A 12,302-nucleotide genomic window follows, 5' to 3' on the forward strand; every position below is an offset into this window, starting at 1 on the left:
CTTTTTTTGCACTTTGGGCAAACCCTCAGGACTTGCCGAACTTGATCAGCGACTCCAGGAAGTTGCGCAGGTCGTGCGTCACTTCGAGCGAGCTTTTGCCGCCCGAGAGCAGGCGGATGCGGCGGTCGCCCTCCAAGGGGTTGATGCGGCCCGCGCCCATGCCCTCCAGGACTTCGTTCATCTTCTCCCAGTAATTCTTGTGCTTCATGAAGGCCTCGTAATTGGCCTTGTCCGTCTTTGGCGGGACCTTCTCGTTCATGAGGGGCAGCAGGCGCTTCTGGCATTCCTTGGATGTGCTGCGCGCTATCTCCACATGCTTTTCGATGCGGCTGAAGTTCTCGTCGCCGCGCAGGTGGTCGCCTTTGTACTGGTTCACGTCGGCGGACTGCCCTGCCCAAGCCTTGTTTGCTCGCAGGACGCCGTTTTTTTCGATAAGGGCCAGGTCCTTGTATGCCTCCTGGTGTGATCCCGTTGTCACCGTTTCCCAGGAACGACCGGGGTTCTGTCCCGTGACTTCCGTGAAGGACTCGTCCCATTTTTTCTGGGCCTCGGCCTGCCACAGGCTCTCGGGCACGGGGCGGCCGTTCTTTTTGGGTGCGATAGGCAGCCCGTTTTCGTCGAACTTGACCTGCCGGGCGATGTCGTAGTCCGTGTTGACGCTCTTGCCGCTGCCGGCGTTGCGGATGGGGGCGAGGCCCTCGCGGTCCCACTCGGCGTCCATCTTTTCATGGAAGCGCTTCTGCACGCGGTTGTGGACCCGGTCCATGCTGTTCACGAAGCGCTTGACCATCTCCTTGTTCTTCGGACTGCGCTGGTGTGACTTCATGATCATCTTGGCCTGGGGTGAGGCGTGTATACTGGTCGAGTGGACGTCGAGCTCGCGCAGGATCTTCTTGATCTCCGTGGGTGGAGCCTTGTCCCTGCGGGCCTGCTGCAGCTTGTTGAAGGTTTTTTTGTAGGTGGTGACCCGCAACCGGGCGTCGGCTATCTGCTCTTTGTAGGTCTGTCGTTCGGCTTCGGTCAGGGGCCGGTTGAAGCCGTCGTCGGGCACGCCTGCAGGTTTGACCTTGGCCGTCGCTTTTGAAACCTGAACTTCGGGGGCCCCGGCCTTGCCCGCCGATGCCTTGGGAGCGGCGCCCGGCGCGTCGGCGCGAGCGCCCCCACGGCCCTTCACGGCCCCATAGCCCCGGGACACTCCATTGGCCACGAACCCCATGGCCTTGTCCATGACGATGCCCTTGGCGACTTCCCAGCCCGCACCCTTGAAACCTTCCTCCCAGCCGCCGCCACTCTCCACAGCGGCCTCGAAGCCCCGGTAGCCGTCCACGGCGATGCCGGTGAGCTGGTTGTAGGAACCGCCCACACGCAGGAAGGCTTCCTTGGGGCCTCCCTCGATGTAGCCGACCGCGCCCTGGTAGACCCGGTTCACGGCCGGACCGCCGACGAAGGACAGGACCATGAGGGACTTGTCGGCGTAGCTTTTGGTCGTCTCGGCCGTCTGCAGGCAGGTGTCGGCCCACTCGGCGTCGGCGTCGGCCTTTTTCTTTTCGCCTTCCCAGTGGCCCGTGGCCACCCCGTAAACCTCCTTGATGACCTCCGAGGCCTTGGCCGTGTCCGTGGCCGTCATGACCTCGGGGCTGAAGCCCTTGGCCACGATCGCGCGCACTTTTTCCGCCTTGTCGTAGGGCAGGGAGTCGGCCATGGACAGGGCCTTCTTCATGGCCCGGTCGACCTTCTCCATCTTGCGCTGGTCTTCGGCGATGTTCTGGATGAACTGGCTGCGGGCGAAATCGTCCCACGCGGAGCGGGTGTGCACGATGACGCCTGTCTTGAGGGTCTCGATGCGGTCCTGTTCGGACTGGAGGTTGGCTTTGGCATTGAGGACGCGCATCTCCAGGTCGTGACGGCGGTCGGGGTTGGTCTCTCTCGCGATTTCCTCGATATCCTTGTCCATGTTGCGTTGGATGATGGCCACGTTGGCCGAGTGGAATTCTATGGCCTCCTGGTCGATGACGCGCCGCTCCTCGGCGGGCTGGTCGTCGACGATGTGCAGGGGAGTGTCTTCAGGGCCGATTTCGGCCTCGGGTTCCTGCGCTTCCTTGGCTTCTTCCTTTTTCTCTTCCGGGGCCTTCTTCTCTTCCTGAGACTTCTGCTTTGCGGCCGCCGACTCGGCTACCTGCTGCGGGGCACCGCCACCCACCAGCGCGTCGAACTGTTTCAGGCGGGCCTCTTCGGAGTCGGGCAGCTTTTCACCCATGGAAGCCCACTTTACGGCGGCGGCATGGAAGGATTCGCGCATGCGGTAATGGGCCAGGGCTTCCTGAATGGGCGAGTCGTTCAGTGCGTGGCCGATGCCCGCTCCGAGGGTCTCCTTCAGTTGCGCATCGGGATCTTCTATGAGCTTGGCCGCTTCCAGGCGTTCTGCGCGAATGCGGTCGTTCTTGATGCGCGCCTCCTCGAACAGGTCACTCGAGAGCTCGGAAAATTCCGGGAACGCACCGCCCGTGTAGCGCTGGGCGTGGAGAACCCATGGCTCCCCGTCCTCGTCCGTGAATGTGTAATTGATCGTATCGCCTTCGATGCCCGAGAGTATCTCGATGCTGGCCAGGTCGATACCCTCGACGTAGCCGTACTCCTTTTCGTCGTAGGTGCCCGTGTCCAGGGCGATTCCGGAATATTTCCCTGGCTCTCCAAGGGAGTAGATCAGGAAATGGTAGGGCTGGTGCTTGATGGCGCCGCCGTCCTTCCCCACGAAGTTGTTGGGATGGATGATGTACCCGACCCACTCGCCTTCGGGTCCCGGCTGTTCCACAAGGCTGCGCAGGAAATCCTTGGCGCTCTTGTACTGCTTCTGGCCTTCGGCCATGAGAGTCTTGCCGTCGGGCGGATTGCCCAGAGCGACCAGTTCGGCCACGACCTCGTCCAGGCGCTTCTGGCAGGACAGGATCGTGTTGCGGTGCTGCCGGGCAAGGGTCATGGCGTCCATGGCCAGGGCCGGGTCGTCGGCTTCGGACGCCCAGGCGATCTGCTCCATGGCCTCTTCGAGGCGGGCGGCGGCCTCGGCCACGGCGCCGCGCAGGGACAGGAACTCGCCCAAGAGCGGGTTGAACCTGTTCAGGTAGTCCACGGCGTCTGGGGAGGGGTACTGGCGCAGCACGCCCCAGGTCTTGCGGAAGGATTCTTCATCCGCCTCGGACATGGGGCCGTAAACCATGCGCATGCCCTCCATGGCCGCAGCCACGGCTCCGTCCCACTGGGTCGGGGTCAGAACGTTAATGTCCAGGAAAGGTGCGGATTTCATGGGCGGCAGGGCGGCCGGTTCAACGTTTGAGGCTGTGAAGGTCACGCCGCCTGTCCGGGCAACGGAGTTGTCCTGGCTCGGCGCGGAGTCGTCATCCTGTGCAGGGAATTCCGGGACCTCTTCGGCTAGAATCGCGGCCAGTTCCGCCTCCAGGGCTTCGTCGTTGCCCGGGTCGCTTTCCGTGAGGCCTGCGGTCATCTCCTCCCCGCTGCCTCCGGCAGCTTCGACCGCCCCAGTCTTGCGCATGGCCTCGGCGACTCGGCCCAGGCTGTCGCGCTCCGCAGGCGAGAGCGTCGCGCCGTGTTCCTGCAGTATGGCTGCGAGTTGCTCGGGCGTGGCCCCCAGCACGTCGATGCCCTTGGCGCGCAACCCGCTAAGAGGTGCCATGTCGGCGGCCGGGATGCGCCCGTATCCGACCAGGGCCCGGACCGTCAGGGCGTTCTTTTCGGCCAGGCCGCGCAGGGCCGCATCCGCTCCGGCTGTCTGGGAGACTGCAGCTGCGGAATCGGTCCCTTGCGAAATGGAGGCGGCTGAAGCTGCCGTTGCCGTTTCGGAACTTTTTCCACTTTGCCCGTAAGCCGTGGCGGCGCTGAAGATGCAGAAGAGGCACAGAAAGAGTGTGGCACGAAAGCTGGCCCCTGCTTGAACGCAATTTAACGTGATCATGCGGCGTTGACTCCGGATAAGCTGTTTTAATTATTTAATTTTTATTTATATATAAGTTTGCGTAAAATTGCAATTGCCCTTGCGTCGAGAGTGCTTCGATACAGTCACGAACTTGCCCGATGCAGTTTTTGCAGATACCTTGAAAAACGATTTTCAGCTTCTTGCATCTTTTGTTTTCCATACTGATTGACGTTCGAGCACGATTAGCTTCGGTAATTCACCATTCTCCCGGAGGATCCATGGCGGGCCGCTTTGTGTTCATGCTGAGAAACTGTGGCGTCATTTTCCTGCTTCTGCTGACCTCTGCCGCCTCGTTCGCCGGGACGGCGGTTTCCGATGAGGAGTATTGGGCCAAGGTCAACCCCATCGGCAAACCTTCCGCCATCCCATCGGCCAGCTACGACCTTTTCGAGTCCCGCCTTGAAAACGTGAAGAACGGGAATCTCGCGCCCCTGGATTTTTTCAGGCAGCTCGGCGCTGACCGCATGTCCATGAGCGACGTGGTCGCCTTCAAGTCGGAGTTCATCCGCCGCAAGTCCGAGGAGCTGTCCAAGACCAGGGCCATCCCCCCCCTGGATGCCCTGCCCGAAGCCCTGAAGGCCTGGGAAGGGAGTTTTGGCCAGGCCGAGCGGATGCTCATGGACACCCGCAGGAGGCACGTCAACGCGGCCTTCGACACCGCCGTGCGGCGTTACCTCGATGCAAACCCCGACTTTCCCTATCTGGTCCGCATGGACGTGGGCGGCTGGGCCACGGAGAATTATCGTGACGGGCGCTTCGAGGGCGACATCGACCTGACGACCATCGCCTCCCAGGTCGAAAGCGCGGTCAAGCTCCGGGATTTCTACAATGGCGCCATCCGCGAGGTCTTCGGCCTGGACATGGCCGCCCTGGAGGCACACGCCACGGCTCATCGCCAGGCCACTCTGGATGTCTACATCACCCAGGCTTCGGCGAAATGGGCCGAGATCGACGCCCTGAAGCGCGGGCGTCTGCAGGAAGTCGTCATTGAAAATGGTCAGGTCGCCTACCGTGATGTGACCGACTCCATGGAGCGGGTCTACATCTTCGCCAACCTGCAGAACAACCTGCAGATGAGGGACGGCGCTCCGGACCAGCTCGCCCGGCTCATGGACGAGCCTCCGGACCGGATAACTGGTGACATGGAACCGGCAGTGAGCCTTGAAATGCTCAGGCACATGACCTCCGATGCCATCCACGCCCAGCTCGCCTTCCACGAGAAGCTCATCAAACTGGCCAAATACGTTGACCGCAGCGCCGGGATCATGACCGGCCGTGCCGTCGACACGGCCCTTGTCGCGTGGGCGCGGCAGGTCACGTCCATCAAGCAGAACGCCCAGCTCACCCCGGCCGAACGGCTGAAGCGGATTCTGGCCGCCAGCAGCCAGGTCATCGGCGCGCCTTCGGACTTTGCCGGCCTCGACCGGGCGCTGCGCTCCGTTGGGGAGCGCGCGACCGTGTTCATGCGCGACAACATTGCCCGGAGCATCGACGCCCGGCTCAAGGCCATTGACGCTGCTCCCGAAGCGGACAGGGACGCCGAACGTTCGAAGTTGCTCGCCGATCTGGAAGAGACCTACAAAGCCTACGTGGAAAAGGGCGTGGACTACCCGCCCAAGGCCCACGAGACCATGATCGCCCTGGCCGAGGCGCTCAAACGCACGGCGCTGAAGGTCCCCGCCGCCGAAGTTGAAAGGATGAAGCGCCTGCTGGACATGTCCGCCGAGAAACCGGCCTCTTTCGACATGGCCGTGGGCATCGTCTGGGAACGCCTGGGCACCTATTACGACAATGCCAATGCCCGGGTCGACGCCTTCAACAACCTCATCGACTATCTCGACAACAACTCCGTGGCCCGGTTGCGCGCCCTGAACACCGAACTGCGCATCGGCTCGGACACGGGCAGGTTCAAGCTCACCGTGCCCATCCCCCTGGGCAGGATCAACGACCGCCTGAACGCGTCCGTGCTCGGCAAGGTCGGCGACAACCTGGCGTTCAAGTCCTTCAACATGGGCCAGGAAGCCCTTTCGTACTGGTCCGCCATCACGACCGGCAAGGACTGGAACGAGTCCTTCTCCAATCTCGGCGCGCAGATTTTCCGTTCCAGGGTTCCCGGCGGCGACATTGTCGAGGCCGTTGTCATGGAGAATTACACGCGCGTGGCCGTGGGTTTCGTCTACCTTCTTTTCCCCACACTGGCCGTGCCGGAGGCCCTCTACGGGATCGGGCTCGCGGCTTCGGAATGGTACGTGGGCAAATGGCAGCAGTGGCAGTACGACGAGATGGTCGACGCCCTGTATGAAGGGGCGGTGTTCAAGCCCGCGAGGGGCGGGACGTGGGAGCTGGAGCGCATCGTCTACACCCTGCCCACCGGAAAGAAAACCGACGTCGGCAAGGACGAGATCTTCACCCTGCCGGAAAAGGTGCCGCATATTTCCAATATCCTGGTGCCCCAGGTGCGGACCCATCCGACCATCGCCATGTTCCACGAACTGCTGGCCAAGCCGGAGCTCTCAGACGGTCAGAGCGACGCTCCGGTCTGGCCACGCAAATACCGCAACCCGAGCCTGTACGGACAGAAGCTCTGGGAGGAATATGCCGCGGAAGTCAGAAACGTGACGCGGCAGTACTTCGCAGAGGTCATCGAGGAGCTTCAGAAGCGCAAGGCCTTCGACCAGGGCACGGGCGAAAAGCTCGTTTCGGAGATCGGCGCGGAACTGGGCTGTGGGGACGAACTGCTTGGGCTCGTCGGCAGGGAACGGGGGGCGCTGGAAGCGGTCGTCGCCAACTGGCGGGAATGGAAGCAGACCCACGCGGCCCTGAAGGAGTTTCGCGAGCGCTACAAGGCCTATTTCATTCTTGACCGCAAGCCGTCTTGCAAACCCCTGTCCATACAGATCACCCTGGAAAGCGATCGCAAGGACCTTCAGGATGTGCTTAAGGCCGCGCGGGAGGCCACCGTGGCCGTGGAGGAGATCGTGGGCGGCAATGCGGCCGACGAGAAGACCTTGCAGCCGGCGATCCGGGCACGGGCGGGAGCGTACATCTATGTTTCGGGAAGCCCGGAGCGGCGGAAGATAATCGAGGAATACCGGGCCTACCTGGACTCCCTGCGCGCCAAAAGTGTGCCTCCGGCGGTGCGCATCGCCGGTCCTGCAGTTGTGGAAGAGGGAGTGCCCGCCGAGTTTACGGCGGTCCTGGACAGAAATGCCGCATCAGTCCGCTATGACTGGAAATTCGCCAAGGGCGGCGAAGGGGAAACCTTGAGCGGGGCGAAAACCGCACGCATGACCTGGACTCCTTCCGGCGCGGGCGAGAAGACGCTGGAAGTTCATGCCTTGGTTGATATTTCCGGGGCCGAGTGGGTGCGCGCCATCCATCCCGTGAAGGTCCTTTCCGCCGAGGAAGCGCCCAAGCCCAAGGTGCGCCTGACCTGCCCGGTCAAATCCTTCGAGGCGGGAGAAGGCGTGCCCATCACCGCCGAAACCGTCGAGTACGGTCTCGATGGGAAGGGGTTCGTGCGATACTTCTGGTATGTGGACGGGCTGCAGGTCGGGGCCTCGGCGGAAAACGTCTTTCTCTTCGACGGCACGGGCTACGAGGGTCGAACGGTCACCGTGAAAGTCAGTGCGCGGACGGAAAACAAGACGCACATCGAGGCGTCCCTGAAGCTCGATGTCGGTCAACCGGACTCCCCCGATGCGGGGCTGCGCGTGTTCATCTCGCCGGAAGTCTCGGAGGCCGTGCTCGGGAGCATGGTGCGGCTCGAAGGCGTGGCCTTCTCCAAGAAGGGTGGCGGCAGCCTTGCGTACCAGTGGTCCGTGAACGGAGAGTTTGCCGCAGACGGGACGGTACTGCTGCTCGACACCACTCCGTACGAAGGCAGGACCGTGGAAATAGCCTTCTATGCGGCCCAGATTCTCGACGACGTCATTCTTCATGAAGGGCAGACCCGGCGTACGATCAAGGTGGTCAAGGAGGTTCCGCTTTCCGTGGCCATTGCAGAGGTTCCCGCTGCCGTGGACGACACCATGAATGTCGAACTGTGCGTGCTGAAGCCTCGGGACGATGTTTCCTATGAATGGTTCGAGTGGATCGAGCCCGCAAATCGTTGGAGCACCAACACGATCAGCGCAAAGCGGTGCATGCTCAAGTCCGCGCGCGGCCTGTCGGGCCAGAAGATGCGCTTCAAGGTCACGGCAACGGACGCCAAGGGCCTTCAGGCCTCTGCGGAGACGGAATTCATCGAGGTTGTCGACCCTGCCTGGGAAGAGCCCCAGGGTGGTGACGAGGAGACAGCCGAGAGCAAGGAACAGGAGGATTCGGGCGCGAAGGCTGAAGAGGCTCAGGAGAAGGCGACCGCGAAGGAAGCGGAGGTTTCCGCTCCAAAGGAAGAGCCCGCCGTTGCTGAAAAACCGTTGGCGAAGCAAGCGGCGACCGACGGCAGCTGGTTCAAGTCGAGCCTTGGCGGCGGCTGGAAGGTTGAGTTGAACAAGTCCAAGGATTGGGCGGCGAAAATGAGCCGGGACATTGCCGCCGGATCGGATCTCTGCCGGCCGCAGACCGTGCACGGCGCCATCCGCGCCAAGCTCGAGAGCAGCTTTTTGCCCAAGACCGAAGAGATTGACGCGAGACTGCACGCCTTTGTCGAAAGCAACGGCTGGTACCCGGACGAGGAGGGCATTCGGGCCTTCTCCATCGGCAAGTACAAGGGGCGCATGATCACCACCACCGTCAAGTACAAGAACGGTTTTGGCAATCCCATGGCGGGATACAGGGACGGTACGGCCCATGCCTTCGGTTACGCCATTGTCCTGCACGAGACCGAGCGGCGCATGATAACGGCCAACTTCAGCGTCTATGCCGGAAGCTGCTGGGACAATTCCGGTAAGGACAACGCCCTGGCACAGGTCAAGGCGGCGCGGGCCGAGGCCCTGGGAATCATCCAGGGTTTGAGCCTGCACGAGACAGAGCAGGAGAGCCCGGTCACGGCATCGGCTCCCGTCGTCCAGATCGAAGAGGCCGAGGAGAAAAAGGACAAGAAATACCAGCTCACCCTGACCCGCGTCTCCCCGGCCTCCGGGCCGGTGATCGTCGGCACGCCCGTGACCTACAAGGCCACCTTGAGCGGCGACAAGCCCGAAGGCGAAGTGCGCTACCAGTTCGAGCCGCACCCCGACGTGGCCTTCACGCCCCATGAGGGACCCTCGGCATCGACCACGGCCGTGTTTTCCGTGCCCGGAAAGGTTGGCGTGTGGGTCACCGCCGTGGACAAGACGGGCACCATCGCCACCTCGGACCAGCTGGAGATCGAGATTCGGAAGCCCGTCCTGGAGCTGGTCATGGAGCCAAAAGCCTCCCTCGTGGGGCAGGAGGTCAAGGCCAGGCTGACGGTCAAACCCGAGGTCAAGGACATCGATTTCCGCTGGATGCCCGTGCCCGGCAACGCCAAGCACGTCTCGACGTCCAAGGACAACAGGGAGATCACCTTCTACCTGAAGGACGAGAAGCCGGCCGAAATAGAGGTCAAGGCCCGCGTGCCCTTCAGCGGAGAGGACCTTGGCGAGGCCAGGGCTTCCGTCACGGCCCAAAAGTATGCGGTCACGGTTTCCGCGCCCAAGGCACAGGGGCCGCCGCCCAGGGTCTGGAAGGAAGGGGTGGGGCTGGTAAGCGTGGACAAGGCCATCGCCGTGGACCAGATCGTGGAATTCTCCGTGGTCTTGCAGCCTGCGGCGCTGAGCGGGCCGGTCAAATACCAGTGGAAGGTCGAGAATGGACCCTGTCGCGTCAGCAACCCCAGTTCCAGCGTGGCCCGCGTCACCGCCAATGCCGCCGGAACCTGCGACCTGTCCGTGACCGTTCGCGACCGCAACGACGTGGAACTGGGTGTCGGGCGGGGCAGTTTCAGCGCCAGCGTGACCCAGGAAGCCATCAAGCAGGGCGAGCAGAAGGCGCAGTCCGGCAGCGAAGCGCAAAAACTGGTGCAGAACGCACCGGCCAAGGCGCGCAAGGGCGATTACGACGGCGCCATCAAGGACGCCGAGGAGGCAGCGCGGCTTGATCCCAAAAACACGGCGGCCAAGGCACTGGCGGACAAGTTGCGAAGTGAGAAGGAAAGGATTCACGTGCAGCTGGAAAAGACCAGGAAGTTCATGGAGGAGAGGCGGTACAACGAGGCGCAGAGGGAACTTACCGTCGCCAAGAATCTGAACAGCTATTATCCGCCCAGCCAGGAGATGGAGGAGACGCTCAGGAAACACTGGAGCGCTTGGAACCAGGAAGCCAGCCAGAAGAATTACGAGATCCGCGACGCAATCGAAAAAAAGGAATTCGGCAAGGCTCTGGAAATTGCGGCTGCCTGGCGGGCCTCGACGGTCATTGCCCCCAACTCGGAAAGGGAGCTCAAGCAGAACGAGGATTGGGCGCGCAAGTGGCAGACTCAAAAGCAGGTACAGGTCACGCTGCTGCGGGAAGCCGGGGAGATGGTCAAAGAGTACGACTATGTCGGTGCATTGAAGCGTTTCGAGCAGGGATTTCTGAACTGGAACAATGTATTCAGTGGACTCGAGCCGGAATACAGGGAGGCCAGGGAGTTGCAGGCCCGGGCCGCCAAAGCCGACAAGCGCATGCGCGAAATCGTGCCCCTGCTTGAAACCGTGATCAGGACCAAGACGCGCTCGGCTGCCGACATCGAGCGGGGCACCCGGCTGGCGGATGAGGCCGTGTCCCTGCAACCGAATAACCGGCAGTTTGCGCAGTGGCGCGACATGCTGCGCGATGAAGCGGCCGGGGTAGCTTCGGGCCAGAGCGGTCAGATCGGATCTGCGGCAGCTGAGAAGGCCGCGCGTGAGCTGTGGCAGGAAGCCGAAAAGTTGCAGCTTGAGCAGGATTATGCCGGGGCGCTGCAGAAATACAGGGAAGGGCTGAAACTCCATGCGGATCCGACCATAGAGAACCGGGTCAGGACGCTTGAAAAATATGTGGCGGTGACCAAGGGCTCAAAGCCTGCGGCTTCAGGTAAATCCGTCCAGACTGAACCAGCTTCGACCAAGCCGGTGGATACGCTGCCTGCCACACAGCAGGCTGAAGCGACGAAGCCTGGCAGTCTGGTGGGCGAGTGGGAGATTCTGAGCCCCGGGCACAAGGGGAAACTGCTGATTCTGGAACAGGGTGGAGCGGGCTTTTCCGGCCGGGCCTATCCCGATCAGCCTGATCACGACACCGTGATTCAGGGTCGCATCGAAGGAAGCAGGGTCTCCTTCGTCAGGACTGGCTGGAAGCGGTTCGCCAACCTGCGTCAGGACTTCACGGGCACCCTTGGGGTCGACGGTGCGGGGAAGGATGTGATGAAGGGCACGTTCTCCCAGAACGGCAAAGGTTCGACCACATGGTCGGCGACACGGATCGGGCCCGTTTCGGCTGTACCGTCCACTCCACAGAAAGGGCCCGCCGCCGAGGCGCCGTCAGCTGCGCCTCCTTCGGCAGTCAAGGAAGCGGGTGCGCTCCCGGCCGCAAGCTCCATCAATATGCTTGGCGAGTGGAGCCATGTCGGAAATGGTCATGCCACAAAACTGATCGTCAGCAGGCAGGACGGTAGTGCATTCTCCGGAGCCATGCATAAAAACCCGCTGATAAACGGGGTTGTTGACGGAAATAAGGTCACCTTCACCCGGGATATCCCTCAGCGTCAGGATTATACAGGAACAATCACGGTCAAGCCGGACGGTGCCATGACCATGAGTGGTACGTTTACGCAAAAAGGTTCAAAAGTATTGTATAAATGGTCTTCCAGCAAACCTGCTCCGCAGGAAGAGGCGCAGACGGCTGGTCAGCAAGCGTCCCCGCCCCTTTCATCAGCTTCGACAGGTAACGAAGCCGATGCGAAAACATCCGCCGGGGCGGGCTGGAAAGTCGTGACCATTGGCAATGTCAGTTTCGCGGTTCCGGCATCGTGGGAACACAAAACCATGGAAGAGCCGAACGTGGAGGAGCTTCATCTTTACTGGGACGGCAGTTTTGACGCGCCTCTGCATGGGGTGTCCGGAGGAGTCTCGACCGATTACGCCCGTGCCAAATCCGACCTTTCCGGATCTCGAACCTTGCGCTTGGGTGGGGTGGAGGTCCTGCGGGTCGACGACGGCCCTGCCATGAACCTGCTTTTTCCGCCCATGTCCGGCAACCGGGGCGTGGCCTTGGTGGTCTTTCGTGGACCGGCCGGCAATCAGGCCACCATCGATGCGCTGCTGAAAACCTTTCGTGTAGGCGGCTAGGGCTTCATCCGCGTGGAAACCCTGCCCGCCGGCAGCGCCGCGCC

At 62.1% G+C, this 12,302-nt stretch carries 2 protein-coding genes; one reads left to right on the forward strand and one right to left on the reverse strand.

Translation table 11 applies throughout. The features are described 5' to 3' along the window. Window positions 1-25: 25 nt before the first annotated feature. Window positions 26-3,967, reverse strand: a complete 3,942-nt coding sequence (locus CVU60_13985) for a hypothetical protein (GenBank protein ID PKN40787.1) — start codon at window positions 3,965-3,967, stop codon at window positions 26-28. Between the two features lie 239 nt (window positions 3,968-4,206). Between CVU60_13985 and CVU60_13990 the strand changes: the two genes are divergently transcribed. Continuing rightward, entirely contained in the window at window positions 4,207-12,258 is an 8,052-nt protein-coding gene (locus CVU60_13990) for a hypothetical protein (protein PKN40788.1), read from the forward strand. The last annotated feature ends 44 nt before the right edge of the window (window positions 12,259-12,302 follow it).

Source organism: Deltaproteobacteria bacterium HGW-Deltaproteobacteria-18, assembly GCA_002841885.1.
Lineage (GTDB): Bacteria > Desulfobacterota > Desulfovibrionia > Desulfovibrionales > Desulfomicrobiaceae > Desulfomicrobium.